The following is a 16,001-nucleotide window of genomic DNA, read 5'->3' as shown; positions in this document are numbered from 1 at the left end:
CCCATGGGTTTCACCCCGCCCCTGAAACGCCGCGGCACCTCCGGCGACACGGCCGAAACCGCCGACAGCGCCCCCGCCGACGCCCTGGGCGCCGCCTCGCAGTGGCGGCTGATCGGGCTGCGGCTGCGCCGGCACCGCCTGGCCATGGCCAGCGCCGCCCTCGTGTGCCTCCTGGCTCTGATCGGCGCCTTCTGCGAATTCGTCGCCCCCACCACCTCCGGTGACTACAGCGCCGCCCACACCCACGCCCCGCCCCAGCGGGTGCACGTCGTCGACACCTCCGGCGGAGGCCTCGACCTGGGGCCCTACGTCTACGGCTACGACTCCGTGCGCGACGAGGAGACCCTCGCCCGCGAATACACCGTCGACACCTCCGACAAGGTCGAACTCGGATTCTTCGTCGAAGGCACCCCCTACGAGATGTGGGGCGTGATCCCCGCCGACACCCACCTGTTCGGCACGAAGGACCCCGACGAGCGGGTGTATCTGCTGGGCGCCGACCGCAACGGCCGCGACATGCTCTCCCGCATCGTCTACGGCGCCCGGGTCTCGCTGTCGATCGGCCTGCTCGGCGTCGCGCTGTCGTTCGTGCTGGGCGTCGTCCTCGGCGGCGTCTCCGGCTACCTCGGCGGGCGCACCGACAACCTCATCCAGCGCCTGATCGAGTTCACCATGTCCATCCCCACCATCCCGCTGTGGATGGGCCTGTCGGCGGCGGTTCCGCGCGAGTGGGGGCCGCTGACCACCTACTTCGCGATCACGGTGATCCTGTCCCTGATCGGCTGGACCGATCTCGCCCGCGTCGTGCGCGGCCGCTTCCTCTCGTTACGCGAAGAGGACTTCGTGCTGGCCGCCCGGCTGGACGGCTGCGGCCGCTCCCGCGTCATCCGCCGGCACATGCTGCCGTCCTTCACCAGCCACATCGTCGCGTCGCTGACACTGTCCATCCCGCTGATGATCCTGGCCGAAAGCGCGCTGTCCTTCCTCGGCCTGGGCCTGCAGCCCCCGGTCGTCAGCTGGGGCGTGCTGATGCAGGAGGCGCAGAACATCCACTCGATCGCCGGCGCCCCCTGGACGCTGCTGCCCGGCGTCGCCGTGACGGTGGCGGTGCTGGCGCTGAACTTCATCGGCGACGGAATCCGCGACTCCGCCGACCCCTACCAGTAAGCAGGTGCGAGAAATGGCCACTGGTACCGACCAGGACGTGCTTCTGCAGGTGCGGGGCCTGCGCACGCGGTTCCGCACCGACCACGGCGAGGTCCCGGCCGTCAACGGCGTGGATCTGACCCTGCGCCGCGGGCGCACCCTGTGCGTCGTCGGCGAGAGCGGCTGCGGCAAAAGCGTCACCGCCCGCTCCATCCTCCAGCTCGTCGAGCCGCCGGGACGCATCACCGGCGGGCGGGTGCTGCTGCACCCCGATCCAGACGCCGGCGGCGCGGACACCGGGGATGGCCACGCCCCGCGAACCGCGCCGCCGGTCACCGCAGAACCGCTCGACCTGGCCTCGCTCGGCCCCAAGGGCACGCGGATCCGGCGAGTGCGCGGCCGCGACGTCTCCATGATCTTCCAGGAGCCGATGGCCTCGCTGTCGCTGGTGCACCGCGTCGGCAACCAGATCGGCGAGGCGATCCGCGTGCACACCCCCGTAAGCAAGAAGGAGGCCCGCACGATGAGCGTCGGCCTGCTCGGCCAGGTCGGCATCCCCAACCCCGAACGACTCGTCGACGCCTACCCCTTCCAGCTGTCGGGCGGGATGCGCCAGCGCGTCATGATCGCCATGGCGCTGTCGTGCCGGCCGCGGCTGCTCATCGCCGACGAGCCGACCACGGCGCTGGACGTCACCACCCAGGCCCAGATCCTCGACCTCCTCGCCGACCTGCAGGAACGGCGCGGCATGGGGATGATGTTCATCACCCACGACATGGGCGTGGTCGCCGAGATCGCCGACGACGTCGCCGTGATGTACCTGGGAAACGTCGTGGAGCGCGGCACCGTCGACGACGTCTTCCACGCGCCCAAGCACCCCTACACCCGCGCGCTGCTGGAGTCGATCCCGCGCATGGGCGGCCCGCGCCGCGACCGCCTGCCCGCCATCCGCGGCACCGTCCCCGACCCCGCGCACCGCCCCACCGGGTGCGTGTTCCGCGACCGCTGCGACTCGGCCATGCCGGGGCTGTGCGACACCGTCGACCCGCCGCCGATCGACGTCGGCGGCGGCCGCCGAGTGAGCTGCCTGCTCTACGGCGGCGCCGGCGACCGGACCACCGGTGAGCAGGACGGCGCACAGGCCGGCGGTACCGGAGGCGACGCCCGCCCCACCCCCCGCACCGGAAAGGACGCCGCCGATGCCGACACCGACTGACGCCGGCCCGGCCGCCGCCGGCGACAACGCAGGCGGTACCGACACCGCGCCGCTGCTGCAGACCCGCGACCTACGGGTGCACTTCAACCTGCGCAAACGCAGCCGGCGCAGCGAAGCCGGCGTCGTCAAGGCCGTCGACGGGGTCGACCTGCGCGTCGAACAGGGCGAAACCCTCGGCCTGGTCGGCGAGTCCGGCTGCGGCAAGAGCACCCTGGGCGCGGCCGTCATGGGCGTACGCCCCGAAGCCCGAGGCGAGGTCCGCTACCGCTCCTCCGGCGGCCGCGTCCTGGAGGCGTCCCGGGCCGACGGCGCCGACCTGGCCGCTTACCGGCGCGAGGTGCGCATGGTCTTCCAGGACCCCCACTCCTCCCTCAACCCCCGGATGACCCTGCTCGACATCATCGGCGAACCGCTGCGCGTACTGATGGGCATCGGCGGCAGCGAGCTGGAGGACCGCGTCACCGCCGTCCTGCGCCGGGTGGGCCTGCGCCCCGACCATCTGCGCCGCTACCCGCACGCGTTCTCCGGCGGCGAGCGCCAGCGCGTCAGCATCGCCCGCGCTCTGGTGTGCGAACCCCGCCTGGTGGTGGCCGACGAGGCCGTCAGCGCCCTGGACGTGTCGGTGCGGTCGCAGATCCTGAACCTGCTGCAGGACCTCCAGGACGAGATGGGACTGACCTATCTGTTCGTGTCCCACGACCTGTCGGTGGTCGAGCACGTGTGCGACCGGGTGGCGGTGATGTACCTGGGCCGCATCGTCGAGTCCGGCTCCACCGCGCAGATCTACGCCCGCCCGCAGCACCCCTACACCGAAGCGCTGATCTCGGCCGTGCCCGTGCCCGACCCGCGGGTGCGCGGCAGCCGCGACCGCATCCGCCTGCGCGGCGAACTCCCCGACCCCGCCGACCCGCCCGCGGGCTGCCCCTTCCACACCCGCTGCGCCTACGCCACCGACCGGTGCGCCACCGAGATCCCCCCGCTGCGCGAGGTGTCCCCCGGCCGCATGGCCGCCTGCCACCACGCCGACGACCTCGCACTCTCGGGGGTCGGCTGACCCCTGGCCATCCCACCCCCGGACATCCCCCACAGGAACGGAGAACCGCAATGCGCGTACGCGAACCCCGGCTGCTGCCGCGGAGGCGAGCCCTCGCCGTCCCCGCCGCCGCGGCCGCCCTCGCCCTCGGCCTGAGCGGCTGCGACTTCTTCGACCTCGACCCCGGCGAGGAGGACGGCGGCCGGAGCGAGGCCGACGGCCAGGCGCCCGAACTCGCCGAGCGGGTCGAATCCGGCGACCTTCCGCCCCTGCAGGAGCGCCTGCCCGAGAACCCGGTGACGGTCGAGCCCGTCGAGGAAGTCGGCAACTACGGCGGCACCTGGAACACCGCCACCCTGGGGATCGGCGACTGGCCGTGGCTGGGCCGCACGGTCGGCTACGAGAACCTCACCCGGTGGAACACCGAGTGGACCGAGACCGTCCCCAACATCGCCGAAGACTTCGAGTACAGCGACGACGCCACGACGGTCACCTACGACCTGCGCGAAGGCATGAAGTGGTCCGACGGCGACGACTTCACCGCCGACGACATCGTCTTCGCCGCCAACGACGTCTTCAACAACGCCGACCTCACCCCGATGGCCAACCAGAACCCGCCCACGGCCGAGAAGATCGACGACTACACGGTCGAGATCACCCTGGACGACCCCGACGCGCTGTGGGCCGCGCACGACTTCATCCAGTACCAGCTCGTCAACAAGCCCGTGCACTACCTCGGCGAGTTCCACATCGACCACAACGAGAACGCCGACGAGCTCGCCGAGGAAGAGGGCTTCGACAGCTGGACGGAGATGTTCGACGTCAAGGCCGGCGTCACCGACTCCGCCCTGACCTGGCAGAACCCGGATCTGCCCACGCTGTACCCGTGGGAGGTCGTCGAGCCGCTGGCCGACTCGGGCCGCATGGTGCTGGAGCGCAACCCCTACTACTGGAAGGTCGACAGCGCCGGCAACCAGCTGCCCTACCTCGACAGCGTCGAATTCGAGATCATGCAGGACGAGGAGGTCATGCTGACCCGCGCCCTCAACGGCGACTTCGACTTCCACACCCGCCACTTCAACACCGCCGAGAACCGGCCGGTGCTGGCGGAGAACCGGGAATCCGGCGGCTACGAGTTCATCGACCTCGACGTCTCGGAGATGAACACCAACATGATCTCCTTCAACCAGACCGTCGACGACGACGGCCTGCGGGAGATCTTCCGCGACAAGCGGTTCCGCATCGCGATGTCGCACGGCATCAACCGCCAGGACATCATCGACGTCGTCTACCAGGGCCAGGGCGAACCCTGGCAGGGTGCGCCGCGCCGCGACACCCCCTTCTTCAACGAGGACCTGGCCAAGCAGTACACCGAATTCGACCTGGACAAGGCCGGCGACATCCTCGACGACGCCGGCTACGGCGAACGCAACGGCGACGGCGTCCGCGTCAGCGAGGACGGCACCCCGCTGAGCTTCACCCTCTCGGCCCCCGGCGACTACCGGCCCGACATCATCGACTCCATGGAGATGGTCGTCGACACCTGGAAGGAGCTGGACGTCGACGTCGAACTCGACGTCGAGGAGCGCTCCTCCTGGCAGGACAGCCGGGAGAACAACGAGCACGAGGTCAACGTGTGGTCCGGCGACGCCGGCCTGCTGGACGCCATGTACGACCCGCGCTGGTACGCGCCCCTGCACTCCGGCGAATCCAACTTCGCGATCCCGTGGGCCCAGTGGTACGCCTCCGACGGCGCGGACCCCCGCGCCCAGGAGCCGCCGCAGGAAATCAAGGACCACCTCGAGATGTACGACGAGCTGCAGGCCGAGCCCGACCCGAGCAAGCGGGAGGAGCTCATGGTCGACTTCCTGGCCGAGAGCCGGGAGCGGTTCTACGCCATGGGCATCGGCCTGACCCAGCCCGGCTACGGCATCGTGTCCACCGACTTCCGCAACGTCCCCGAGCAGCTGCCCGAAGCCTCCGTGTACAACACCCCGGCTCCGGCCAACCCGGAGCAGTTCTTCATCGAGCAGTAGCCGCATCGGCGCCGCGCGCACGGGCCGGACCCGCCCGGACCGCCCGTGCGCGCGGGCCCCAATGCCGCAGCGGGACCGCCCACCGGGGCGGGCCGCCTGCGGCACCGACCGACCGCACCCGAACCGCACGAACGACCGATCCTTCCGGAGGGGCGATGACCACCGAGCACCCAGACGCCGCGACCCCGGCGCAGCAGGCGTCCGCGAGCGGGGCCGAACCCGCAGCCCGCGGGCTGGGCCTGGTCCACGAGCACGACCGCTCGCTGCGCGTGACCTACGACGGATCCCAGCTTCTGCGCTACGTCTACCGGCCTTGGGACGCCCAACTGGAGTCGCCGCGCCCCTACTTCCACCCGCTGCACACACTCGGCGGCGACGCCGTCAGCCTGTACCGGCCCCACGACCACGTCTGGCACAAGGGCATCGCCTGGTCGCTGCCCAACGTCGGCCCCGCCAACTTCTGGGGCGGCCCCACCTACCTGCGCGACCGCGGATACCGGCAGCTGCCCAACGACGGCTCCATGAGCCACACCGGCTTCGACCTGATCAGCACCGCCGGCGGAGAGGCCGCTGTGGCCGAGCGGCTGGCGTGGATCACCGAGCAGGGCGACACCTGGTTCACCGAGCGCCGCGGGTTCCGCGTCAGCGCCGACCCCGCCCGCTCGGCCTGGACCCTGGTCTTCGAAACCGAGTTCACCAACCGCACCGACGAGGCGGTGCTGATCGGCAGCCCCACCACCGAAGGCCGCGAGAACGCCGGCTACGGCGGCCTGTTCTGGCGCGGACCCCGGTCCTTCAGCGGCGGGCGCGTCTACACCCCCGAGCAGGAAGGCGGCGACGACATGATGGGCGTGCGCGCGCCCTGGATGGGTTTCGCCGGCCGCCACGACGAGTACGACGGCGCCTCGACCCTGGTGTTCGCGGACGCGCCCGACAACCCGGGCCACCCCGTCAAGTGGTTCGTGCGCAGCGGCATCTTCGCCACCGTGTGCCCGGCGCCGTTCTTCGACGAGGAGGTCGCGGCCCCGCCCGGCGTGCCGCTGTCCTACCGCTACGCCGTGGTCGTCGCCGACGGCGACCGCGAGCGGGAGGGCAGCGCGGAACTGGCCGAGTCGGCCCTGGCCGAGCTGGGCCGTCCGGGCCTCGCCGCCCGCGGCGCCGACGCTGCTGCTGCGGCGCCGGGCGAGGGCACGGCCGGGGTGGGCGCCCGATGACCGCATCCGAAGCGGCCGATACCGGCCACGCCGGCGCGATCCCCGGCTTCCCCGGCGGCACCGCCGTCTCCCACCTGCACGTCTACGACTGGCCCACCCCCGACGGGCTGGCCGGCGGCTCCCCGCACCTGCACACCGCCTCCACCGAGGGGTATGTGGTCGTGCACGGCGAAGGGACGCTGGAGACCCTCAGCGGCGCCGGCTACTCCCGCACCCCGCTGGCGCCGGGCACCCTGCTGTGGTTCACGCCGGGCACGGTGCACCGGCTGGTCAACGGCAGCGGCGACCTGGAGCTGCTGGTGGTCATGCAGAACGCCGGGCTGCCCGAGGCCGGCGACGCGGTGCTGACCTACCCGCCCGACATCCTGGCCGACCCCGACGCCTACGCGCGTGCGACGGCCATCCCGCCCTGGACCGGTTTCCCCGACGCCGCTTCGGCGCACGCCGCCATGGCCGCGGCCGCCCGGCAGCGCCGCGACCTGGCCATCGAGGGCTACCTGCGGCTGCGCGAACGGGTGCGCCGGCACGGGCCCGGGGCGCTGGACGAGCTGTATGCGGCGGCGGTGGGGCTGGTCCGCGACAAGGCGGCCGGATGGCACCACCACTGGGAGCGCGGCCCGCACCGCCAGGCCGAGGCCACCCGCGCGCACATCGCCGGCCTCGCCGGGGGCGACGGCGCCCACCTGGGCGACTCGGCCGTCTACACCGCCGACACTGCGGCGGGCCCGCGCCGCACCGGCATGTGCGGCATGCTCAAGGTCTGGGACCTGGACGGAGCCCACCCGGTGGGCTGAGTGCCGCCACCACCACCCCCACTTCCCGTTGATCTTGTAGCTACGGTGCGTGAAACCGGTTTCTAGTGACGGTAGCTACAAGATCGATGGGAGGGGCGGGGCTGACACGTGCGGTTTCCACAGGGGGAAGATCCGAGTGGAGTCCGGGTGGGGCGGCCCGGCAGCCTCGACGGTATGCGCACTCCTCCTCGGCCCGCGTCCGGCGCCGCCGCTCTGCCCGCCGCCGCTCACCGCGCTGCGGCGCTGGCCGCGCGCCAGTACGGTTCCATCACCTGGCACCAGGCCTCGGCCTGCGGTGTCGACGACGGCCTCATCCGGCGGCTCCTGCGCGGACAGCACTGGGAGAAAGTGCATCCGCGGGTGTACGCCGTCCGGGGCGCGTACGAGGCCGCCGACGACAGCGAGCGATTCCGTCAGCGGGTCATGGCCGCCCAGCTTTCGCTCGGCCCCGCCGCGTTCGCCGGCGGTGCGACCGCAGCCCGCCTTTGGGGCATGCACGGGTTTCCCCCGTGGGACGGGCACGAGATGCACATGGTCATACCCGCCCTGGGCGCCCAGCGGCACGTACGCGGCATCACCCTGCACACGTGGGACACCGGCGAAGACGAGGTCACCGCCACCGGATCCGGGATCCGCCTGACCACACCGGGCCGCACCTTGCGCGACACGCTCCTGCACGTCGACCGCGACACCGGCGTCTGCCTGACCGATTCCGCGCTCAACCGCGGGCTCGTCCGCCGCACCGATCTACCCGAACTCCACGCCCGCAACCGCGGCCGCAGGGGGTGCCGCCGCGTGGCCGACTGGTGGGCACTGGCCGACGAACGAGCGCAGAGCCCGCTGGAGACCCGGGTCCGGCTCATCTGCGTCGACGGAGGACTGGCGCCCAGCGCCCTTCAGCACCCGTTCGCCGACACCGACGGACGGGTTTTCGCCGTCGCGGATCTGTGGTGGGAGGAACTGCAGGTCATCGGCGAGTGCGACGGGATCGGGCCTCATGGGCAGGCCGCGACGCTCGCCTATGACCGCAAGCGCCAGAACGCCCTGCAGGCCCGTTACCCCGGAGCGCGTATCGTCCGGTTCACCTGGCAGGACCTCTACAACCCCGCCTACATCCGCGCCGCAGTCGTCGGCACCGCCCGCCGCTGACCGTCGCCGTCCCGTCCGTCTCCGGTGGCCCCGCCCCGCCCACTGCCCGGAACCCCCCCCACTTCCCGTCGATCTTGTAGCTACGGTGCGTGAAACCGTTTTCCCGTGTCGTTAGCTACAAGATCGGCGCCGATGGGGCCCCGCGACGGTCCGGTGAGGCGCTAGGGTTGCGGCGGAACGCCCCCTGAACGCAGCGGCGAGCCGCCCCATGATCGTCCACGCCCCGGTGATCATGGGACGGCCGCCGGTCCGACACCTCCGCCTTCCCGGCCGGGCCGTGCCCGACCGCCGTCCTCGGAAGGCGTGCGGCGACTCCCTCGCCGGTCAGCCGCCGCAGTGCCTGATTCTGTGCCCGCACCCGCCGGTCGTGACGGCCGCGGGCCCGAGCGCAGCCGGGCGAGGCGACCTGCGGCTTCGCCCCGGCTGCTGCACAGCCTGGTGATGCGCGGCTGGGAACCGGTTGGGATGCGGTTGAGGTGCCGGTCAGCGTGATCCCAGCGCCGCTGCTGTCGGCGGCGTGGTCCCGCGGGGCGTGCGCGACGACCCGGTTGGCGGGCGGCGGCCCTGCGGCGTCCGCGTCGGCCGTAGAGGAGTTGGATATGGACTTCGAGGTTCTCGGCCCTGTGCAGGTCCGGGAGGACGGCGGCCACCTGCGCCTGGCGCCCAAGCAGACCGACCTGCTCGCCGCGCTGCTGAGCAGGCCGGGCGTGGTGGTCGCCGCCGAGCAGCTGATCGACGCGCTATGGCCCGAGGCCCCGCCGCGCTCGGCCACCAAGAGCCTCCAGGTCTACATCCACCACCTCCGCCAGAGCCTGGGGGAGGAATTCCCGATCGAGCGCGCGGCCCAGGGATACCGGATGGTCGTGGACCCGGTGCGCGTCGACGCGCTGTGCTTCGAGCAGCTGGCCGGGCAGGGCGAGCACGCGCTGGAGTGCGGCCGCCCCCGGGAAGCCGCCCGGCTGCTGGGCGAGTCCTTGGGGCTGTGGCGCGGCCCTGCGTTCGCCGGGCACGAGGCGCTGCCGCTGGTCCGCGAGGAGGCGGCCCGGCTCAACGAGCTGCGCCAGCGCGTCGCTGAGATGCGGTTCGACACCGAGCTGGGGCTGGGGCGCCACGGCGCCGTGGTCGCCGAGCTCACCGCGCTGGTGGCCCAGTACCCCTTCCGCGATCGGTTGCGCGCCCAGCTCATGCTCGCCTACCACCGCACAGGGCGCTCCAGTGAGGCGCTGAGAGCCTTCCGGGAAGGCCGGGACCTGCTCGTCGAGGAGCTGGGCCTGGAGCCCGGACGCGACCTGGCCGCACTGGAGCAGGCGATCCTGCGCAACGACCCGGAGCTGGACGCGCCGGCCGGGCCGCAGAGTGCGGGCGCCGGCCCGTCGTCGAGCGCTCCGGCGCCCCGAACGGGCGAAGCGGGGGCCGAGTCCGAGCGCGGCGCGCCCGAGGCGTCGGCGCCGGCGGGCGAGATCGGGGAAGCCGCGCCCGAGGGCGCGCCGTCGTCGCCGCGGCCGGCGCCCGCGCAGCTCCCGCCCGACATCGCCGACTTCACGGGACGCCACGAGCAGGTGGCGCAGCTGCGCGCCCGCATCGGCGAGCAGGCCGAACCCGGCAGCGCGCCCCGCCCTGTCGCGGTCTCGGCGGTCTCCGGCATGGGTGGGATCGGCAAGACCGCGCTCGCCCTGCGGGCCGCCCACGCCTGCGCCGCGGACTTCGGCGACGGGCAGCTGTACGCCGGCCTGCGCGGCGCCCAGCAGGAGCCTGCCGATCCCGCCCAGGTACTGGCGGGCTTCCTGCACGCCGTGGGTGTGGAGGGCGCGGCGCTGCCCGAGCCGCTGGAGGAGCGCTCGGCCCTGTTCCGCAGCATGCTGGCCGGGCGCCGCATGCTGATCGTGCTCGACGACGCCGGCTCCGAACGGCAGGTCCGCCCGCTGCTGCCGGGCGCGCCGGGCTGCGCGGTGCTGATCACCGGCCGCATCCGGCTGACCGGGCTGGAAGGCGCCGACATCGTGGACCTGGACGTCTTCGACCCCGGCCAGGCTGTGGAGTTGCTCGCGCGCATCGTAGGCGGGGAGCGTGTCGCCGCCGAGCCCGAGGCCGCCGCGGAGATCGCGCGGCTGTGCGGGCACGCGCCGCTGGCGGTGCGCATCGCCGGAGCGCGGCTGAGGGCCCGCCCGCGGTGGCCGCTGTCGCACCTGGTGCGGATGCTCGGCGACGAGCGGCGGCGGCTGTACGAGTTGGCCGTCGGCGATCTGGGTGTGCGCGCGAGCTTCGCGCTCAGCTACGCGGGACTGGCCGAGCCCGCCCGCCGCCTCTTCCGGCTGCTGGGCACGCTCGAGACCGGCGATGTGGCCGCGTGGACGGCCGGCGCCCTGGCCGGAATCGGGTCGGCGGAAGCCGAGGCCGCCGTCGAGGACCTGGTCGACGCGCAGCTGCTGGCGGTGGCCGGCGCCGACAGCACCGGGCAGTTGCGCTACCGCATGCACGACCTGGTGCGGCTTTACGCCCGCGAGCGCTGCGAGGAGGAGGACGCGCCCACGGAGCGTGCCGCGGCGCTGCAGCGGGCGCTGGGCGCGTGGCTGTGGCTGGCCGAGCAGGCCACCGAGTACATCACCGGGCCCTGCTACGTCACGATGCACAGCCCCGCGCTGCGGTGGCCCTTGTCGGCGGCCGAGGCGGCGCAGCTGCTCAGCGAGCCCATGGCGTGGTTCGAGGCCGAGTCGGCGGCGATGGTGGCGGCGGTGGAGCAGGCCTGCCGCCTGGGCCGGCACGAGGCCGCCTGGGACCTCGCCGGGTGTATGGAGAAGTACTTCGGAGTGCGCGGGCGCTTCGCCGACTGGCGGCGCACCCACGAGGCGGCCATCGCGGCCTGCCGGGCGGCGGGCGACATCCGCGGCGAAGCCGTCCTGCGCCGCGGATTCGCCGACGTGGCCACCTGGGCCCGCCAGAGCGGGGACGGTTCGGGTACGGCGATGGGCACCATGACCGAGCAGGCAGAACGGGTCTGGGAGCTGTTCGAGCGGCTGGGGGACCGGCGCGGGATGTCCGACGCGCTGGTGATGCGCACGTGGGCGCAGGTCTCCCAGGGGGCGGCGCGTCGGGCGGTGCGTTCGGCCGAGGAGGCTCTGGAACTGGCCGAGGGGGAGGGCTACACGGGCGGCCGGGCGCGCGCGTACCAGGTCATGGCGGTGGCCGCGCACGGTCTGGGGGATCCGGCGCAGGCGGTGGCCCACCTGGAGCGGGCGCTGGAGTTGGCGCGGCTGCTGGGCAATCCGCGGTTCGAGTCCACCGCGATGCAGTTCCTCGGAGCCGCGCAGTGCGAGGCGGGCGACCTGGAGCGGGGCCGGGCCAACCTGGAGCGGTCGCTGGCGATGACGCGGGCGCTGGGCGACCGCTACGCCGAGGGTTTCTCCCTGCTTTACCTGGCGCGCCTGCACTTGGCGGTCGGCGATCCGCAGGCTCTGGCCACCGCCGCCGGGACTGTCGACCTGAGCCGGCGCTACAGCATGAACCACCACCTGGCCGACGCGCTGGGGCTGCAGGGACGCGCACTGCTGGATGCGGGCCGGGCGCAGGAGGCGGTCGAGGCGCTGGAGGAGTCGGTGGAGGTCTGGCGCACGCGCGGCTGGCCGGCGTTCCTCGCCGAAGGGCTGAGCGGTTTGGCGCGGGCCTACGAGGCGGTGGGTGAGGACGCGGCGGCCGCCCGGGCCCGAGCCGAGGCCGACGAGATCGGCGCCGATTCACCCGAGGCGGTACCGGACGCCGCGTCGGGCACCGCACCGGCGGAGTAGGGCGGAGTAGGGGCGGATCCCGGGGCGCGCGGGCGTGGGCCGCGCCCGTGTGACGCAGACGGCACGCCGCCCTGGAAGGAGGCACCTGCGGGATCGGGTAAACTGGGAAACGCAGAGGGGGCGCGATCCCCCCGCATCGGCGGCCTGCGGGCCGCCGCTTTAGCGCCATTAGCTCAAGTGGCAGAGCAACTGACTCTTAATCAGTGGGCTCAAGGTTCGAGTCCTTGATGGCGCACATCCCGGCCCGTGCGGCCGGCGGCCTCCGCGCCGCCTCCGCACGGGCTTTCGCTTTTCCGGGGCGGAGCGCGGCAGCGCGGGCCCCGGGGTCTGCCGGCCCGGCGAAACCCTCGCGCTGGACCGCCCGAGCGCCGCGACCGGTCCCGGTCCGGTCACCCCTCGATGACGGGCTCCTCGTCGGTGCGGGCGAAGGCCTCGGGGAAACCGTCGGTGCCGTCCCAGTTCACGATGAGGTGGTCACCCTCGGCGTTCAGCTCCGCCGAGCCCGACCGGGACTCGGTATCGGGGCAGTCCAGCTCGATCGTGGCGGCGGGGCCGGAGTCCGCCGGGTCGAGGGTGCCGGAGCAGGCCGCGTCGCCGTCGGTGCGGACGTCCTCGCCGAGGACGGTCAGGGTGGTGTAGTCGCTGTCGTCCACGGTGGACTCCCAGACGCCGTCCATCCCGCCTTCGGCAGCCGACTCGGGTGAGGGCCCCTGGCCGGCGCCCTGCTCCTGGGACGGTGCGTCCGAAGCCCCGCCGTCGCCTCCGCCGCCGTCGTCGGCCGCGCACCCCGCCGCCAGCGCGACGCCCGCCATGAGCGCCGCCGTCGCCGCACCCGTGTGTACCGCGCTTCGCATCAGACCCACCTCGCTCGTTCGGCGCTGCGGCGGCCGTACCGGCCACCGGTCCACCCGAAGCTATACGGCGTGATCGCGCGGCGAATCGGGGTTAGCACCGGTTTCCGGGTAGGCCGGCGGTGGTTCTGCGGTCACGGTAGAGGTCGACAGCGGCCCTGCGGACACGCTGCCCGGCCCCGGCCGCACCGCAGCGCACCTTCCGGCCCGAGCGGCCGAGCCTGCTCGCCACCGAGCGCACCCGCACCGTCAGGCGGCCCCTCACCGGTCCCGGCGCGGGCTCGTCCAGATCGGCGGCCCGCGTCGAGGGCCGGAAGGGCATCACTCCTCCACGACGTCCGGCACCGTCGAGCGGAACTGCGCGCCGGGTACGACTACGATTCGCTCGTCCTCCGCCATGCCGACGCCCTCCGGTAGCCGACCTCCGAGGGTATCGGTGGCGTCGCGGCCGATGATCGCGACGTCGCCGTTGTCGAGTTCCCAGAACTCGGGGCAGTCCTTGCCGACGCGGCTGGCGCCCACTTCGGCGGCGGTCTTGCCCAACCGTCGCTCGAACGTGGCCGAGGGGTCGACGTCCCAGGGGCGATCCATGGAAGTCTCCTCAGAATGGGTGATTCGGGCCAGGCCCAACCTCCCCTTCATGCGAGATCCCTACACGGTTTCCTGGTGGCCGCCCTCCGGCGGAGGCAGCGGCGCAATCTCCCGGCGGAAATAGTCGCGGAAGGGCTCGCCGCGTTTCCATAGCCCGGCGAGGGCTTCGGCCGCGTTTGCCACCAGCTCGGCGTCGTCGACACGCTTCGCGCCTATGGGAGTCCACGTCTCGTCGTAGCGCACCTGGTAGAGCACCTGCTCGCCGTAGACCATCAGCTCCGGCAGCGCGGCGGACGACTCCAGGTATGCCACTTCCGCGGCGTCCAACGCCCGGATCGAATGCCCGCACTCCACGAAGATCCGGTGGCTGTGCGATTCCCACTGCACGTAGGGCGTCGGTGGCTCCTCCACGATCCGCAGTCGGCGGAATACCAGCCCTTGGTGGGAGTAGCGGGCGACGTCCGCACGGATCCAGTCGCGTTCGCCTGCGAAGATCCCTAGTGCTCGGGCCCAGTCGTCGGCCACGAAGGCGTCCCACGCCGGGTCGTCGAGCTCGTTGAAGTACTGCGCGCGTTCCAGTTTCCAGATCACGCCGCCGTCGAGTTTCTCCTCCGCCCGGTCGCTGTCGGCGTGGAAGGTCGGCCGGTCGAGTACCGTGCCGTCGGCCGCCCGGATTCGATCGAAGATGCTATGGCTCATAGATTGCGTCCGGAAAGGGTCGGGGGAGACCGGGTTGCCCGGTGTGAGAAGCCAGCGCGAATCACCGTTCGCGCAATGATCATCGCACAGGGTGAATCGGGCGTGCGCGCTATCGGGGGATCTCCCGCCCGCCGACGCGGCCCTTGCTCGTCGAACGCGAACCGTCGACCGAGTTCAGCGCCGACGACGACCACACCCGCGATCAACGGGGCATCGGCGCGAGTCGTCGAAGGGCTGCGGGCACAGCACCAGCTAGAGAGGACCAGTGTGAACGACACCGATTCCCCGCGCGTGATGCGTCTGATCGTCACCGGCGGGGGTACCGGGGGCCATACCTACCCCGCGCTGACCGCCGTGAACGCGCTGCGTGCGCGGCTTCAGGCGCAGGGCCGGAGCCTGGAGGTGCTGTGGGTGGGCGCCGGGGACAGCCTGGAGGGCCGGGTGGCCGCCGGCAACGACATCCCGTTCCAGGCGGTCGACACGGGCAAGGTCCGCCGGTCGAAGAACCCGCTGAAGCTCGCGTCGGCGGAGAACATCCGCGACATGGGCAAGGCGCTGCGCGGCGTCTTCCAGTCCCGCCGGGTCGTCTCCGGTTTCCGCCCGGACGCCGTGCTCGCCACCGGCGGCTATGTCGCGATTCCCGTGGGCCTGGCCGCCCGCATGGCCCGCCGGCCGCTGGTCGTGCACGAGCAGACCGTGCTGCTGGGGCTGGCCAACAAGGTACTTGCACGCGCGGGCGCCCGGATGGCGGTCACCTCCGAGTCCACGCTGAAGCTGCTGCCCGACTCGGCCCGCGCGAACGCGGTGGTGACCGGAAACCCGGTGCGTCCGGCGGTGCTGGAGGGACAGGCCGACCGGGCCGCAGAGGAACTGGGTTTCGACGGCTACGACCCGGACCTGCCCACGGTTTACGTCACGGGCGGTGCGCAGGGGTCGGTGCAGATCAACACCACGGTCCGCGACGTGCTGCCGTGGCTGCTGGAGCGCGCCAACGTCGTGCACCAGTGCGGCGAAGCCAACGTCGACGACCTGCGTGCGGCCACCCGCGACCTGGATCCGACGCTGGCTGCGCGCCACCATGTGACCGCGTTCGTCGGATCGGAACTGCCCGACGTGCTGGCGATGGCCGACGTGGTGATCTCCCGCAGCGGCGCCGGGACGATCGCCGAGCTGACCGCGCTGGGCAAGGCCGCGGTGTTCGTTCCGCTGGCGTCGTCGGCCGGTGACGAGCAGCGGCACAACGCCCGCCACCTGCAGGAGGCGGGCGCCGCGCTCGCGCTGCTGGAGGAGGTGTCGGCGGATGCGCTCCGCGGGAAGCTGGAGCCGCTGCTCACCGATCCAAAGCGCCGCGCCGACGTCGCCGCGAAGGCGCGCGGGCACGGCCGACCGGACGCCGCAGACCGCCTGGTGGACGTCGTCCTCGCGGCGGCGGGCCGCTGACCCGGCGGGGGGATGTCCGCGTCGAGGGTGTCGGCGAAGACACCCTCGAC

At 72.8% G+C, this 16,001-nt stretch carries 12 protein-coding genes and 1 tRNA gene; 10 read left to right on the top strand and 3 right to left on the bottom strand.

Annotation, left to right across the window (positions count from 1 at the left end):
• The first annotated feature begins 3 nt into the window (after window positions 1-3).
• The 9 genes from HNR25_RS05740 to HNR25_RS05700 all read left to right on the top strand — a co-directional run bounded on the left by HNR25_RS05740 (window position 4) and on the right by HNR25_RS05700 (window position 12,605).
• Window positions 4-1,167: an ABC transporter permease gene (locus HNR25_RS05740; RefSeq protein WP_184633682.1), complete on the top strand. Its 1,164-nt coding sequence runs from the start codon at window positions 4-6 to the stop codon at window positions 1,165-1,167.
• A 13-nt stretch (window positions 1,168-1,180) separates the two neighbouring features.
• Window positions 1,181-2,362, top strand: a complete 1,182-nt coding sequence (locus tag HNR25_RS05735) for an ABC transporter ATP-binding protein (protein ID WP_184633681.1) — start codon at window positions 1,181-1,183, stop codon at window positions 2,360-2,362.
• Window positions 2,346-3,416: an ABC transporter ATP-binding protein gene (locus HNR25_RS05730; RefSeq protein ID WP_184633680.1), complete on the top strand. Its 1,071-nt coding sequence runs from the start codon at window positions 2,346-2,348 to the stop codon at window positions 3,414-3,416. The genes HNR25_RS05735 and HNR25_RS05730 overlap by 17 nt, the downstream gene beginning before the upstream one ends.
• A 50-nt stretch (window positions 3,417-3,466) precedes the next feature.
• Window positions 3,467-5,431: an ABC transporter substrate-binding protein gene (locus HNR25_RS05725; protein ID WP_184633679.1), complete on the top strand. Its 1,965-nt coding sequence runs from the start codon at window positions 3,467-3,469 to the stop codon at window positions 5,429-5,431.
• A gap of 155 nt (window positions 5,432-5,586) precedes the next feature.
• Window positions 5,587-6,645, top strand: coding sequence for a DUF6807 domain-containing protein (locus HNR25_RS05720; protein ID WP_184633678.1), 1,059 nt, complete (start codon window positions 5,587-5,589; stop codon window positions 6,643-6,645).
• Window positions 6,642-7,439: a cupin domain-containing protein gene (locus HNR25_RS05715; protein WP_184633677.1), complete on the top strand. Its 798-nt coding sequence runs from the start codon at window positions 6,642-6,644 to the stop codon at window positions 7,437-7,439. Before HNR25_RS05720 ends, HNR25_RS05715 begins: the two co-directional genes overlap by 4 nt.
• Window positions 7,440-7,613: 174 nt before the next feature.
• On the top strand, window positions 7,614-8,588 hold the full coding sequence (locus HNR25_RS05710; RefSeq protein WP_184633676.1) for a putative endonuclease domain-containing protein: 975 nt from the start codon (window positions 7,614-7,616) through the stop codon (window positions 8,586-8,588).
• 488 nt (window positions 8,589-9,076) lie between these two features.
• The gene (locus tag HNR25_RS05705) at window positions 9,077-12,370 is read left to right on the top strand and encodes an AfsR/SARP family transcriptional regulator (RefSeq protein ID WP_312862382.1); all 3,294 of its coding nucleotides are present in this window, start codon (window positions 9,077-9,079) and stop codon (window positions 12,368-12,370) included.
• A gap of 162 nt (window positions 12,371-12,532) precedes the next feature.
• A tRNA-Lys gene (locus HNR25_RS05700) sits at window positions 12,533-12,605 on the top strand.
• 154 nt (window positions 12,606-12,759) lie between these two features.
• Here the strand turns inward: HNR25_RS05700 and HNR25_RS05695 are convergent.
• The 3 genes from HNR25_RS05695 to HNR25_RS05685 form a co-directional block, all read right to left on the bottom strand.
• Window positions 12,760-13,224: a hypothetical protein gene (locus HNR25_RS05695; RefSeq protein WP_184633675.1), complete on the bottom strand. Its 465-nt coding sequence runs from the start codon at window positions 13,222-13,224 to the stop codon at window positions 12,760-12,762.
• 318 nt (window positions 13,225-13,542) lie between these two features.
• On the bottom strand, window positions 13,543-13,812 hold the full coding sequence (locus HNR25_RS05690; RefSeq protein WP_184633674.1) for a hypothetical protein: 270 nt from the start codon (window positions 13,810-13,812) through the stop codon (window positions 13,543-13,545).
• Window positions 13,813-13,872: 60 nt separating this feature from the next.
• Window positions 13,873-14,511, bottom strand: a complete 639-nt coding sequence (locus tag HNR25_RS05685; RefSeq protein ID WP_184633673.1) for a DUF6879 family protein — start codon at window positions 14,509-14,511, stop codon at window positions 13,873-13,875.
• 294 nt (window positions 14,512-14,805) lie between these two features.
• Between HNR25_RS05685 and HNR25_RS05680 the strand changes: the two genes are divergently transcribed.
• The gene (locus HNR25_RS05680) at window positions 14,806-15,951 is read left to right on the top strand and encodes a UDP-N-acetylglucosamine--N-acetylmuramyl-(pentapeptide) pyrophosphoryl-undecaprenol N-acetylglucosamine transferase (RefSeq protein ID WP_184638876.1); all 1,146 of its coding nucleotides are present in this window, start codon (window positions 14,806-14,808) and stop codon (window positions 15,949-15,951) included.
• The last annotated feature ends 50 nt before the right edge of the window (window positions 15,952-16,001 follow it).

The organism is Streptomonospora salina (genome assembly GCF_014204715.1).
GTDB lineage: Bacteria > Actinomycetota > Actinomycetes > Streptosporangiales > Streptosporangiaceae > Streptomonospora > Streptomonospora salina.
This window is presented reverse-complemented; position numbering and strand designations above follow the sequence as displayed.